Consider the following 967-nt stretch of genomic DNA (forward strand, 5'->3'; position numbering starts at 1 on the left):
CTACGGTGACGCATATTATGGTCTTTGGCGTAGTCGCCCATTTTTTTGATGTTGCGCTCAAGGGCGTCTAAATCAAGGATTAAGCAAGGGGTCTGGATATCCGCTTCATCCATACCGACTTTTGCAGGGACGTTAAAACCAACTTCTAATTCTTCAGTAATCATGTTCAAGCTCCATTTGTTTGATTGTTTGATTGCATCATTAATGCTACTGCATTAATGATAATTAAGAATATAACGGCGTTTAAACTTGGGTATTATTTACGCTTAGTTAACGCCAGATTTATGATTTTACTCAGCTCTTTTCACTATTAGCTCTTTACACTAAGTGCTTTATTTTGGTACTTGATGACAAGGCATTAATTCCAAGGCAACTTATCCAGATCGACGTTACCACCAGTGATGATAACGCCCACTTTTTTACCTGCAAAAACATTTTTGTTTTTTAAAATAACAGCAAGCGGGACCGCGCAGCTGGGTTCAATGATGATTTTCATATGTGTCCAAGTCAGCTTCATGGCTTCAACGATTTCTTCTTAGGTTGCGGTCAAAATATTGGTGACATAACTACTGACAAAATGCCAAGTCAAATCTTTAAGCGGCACTTTTAGGCCGTCAGCGATAGTATCTGGTGCGTCATCAGCAATGATGTGACCGGCGTGTAGCGAGCGTGCAGCATCATCAGCATTGACTGGCTCTGCGGCATAGATTTTGACATCAGGAGCTAGGTTCGATAGCGTTAAGCAAGTGCCCGATATCATACCGCCGCCGCCAATAGGAGCGACAACCATGTCAGGCTTAACGCCGCGCTCGTCCATCTGCTCTAAGAACTCACGTGAGCAAGTCGCTTGGCCAGCGATAACGCGAGGGTCATTGTAAGGATGGACAAAATCGCCACCTGTTTCTGCTTGAACCTTGGCAAAGACTGCTTCGCGTGAAGTGGTTGATGGATCGCACTCAGTAATGAT

At 43.8% G+C, this 967-nt stretch carries 2 protein-coding genes; both read right to left on the reverse strand.

From position 1 onward, the window contains the following. Nucleotides 1-358 precede the first annotated feature (358 nt). Nucleotides 359-496 carry a hypothetical protein gene (locus ACTXGO_RS14700; RefSeq protein ID WP_443560264.1) on the reverse strand — a complete coding sequence of 46 codons (138 nt, stop codon included), beginning with the start codon at nt 494-496 and terminating at the stop codon, nt 359-361. 39 nt (nt 497-535) lie between these two features. Further along, nucleotides 536-967: pyridoxal-phosphate dependent enzyme (locus ACTXGO_RS14705; protein ID WP_443575045.1), on the reverse strand; the 432-nt coding region annotated here is incomplete at its 5' end.

Source organism: Psychrobacter sp. T6-1, assembly GCF_052258445.1.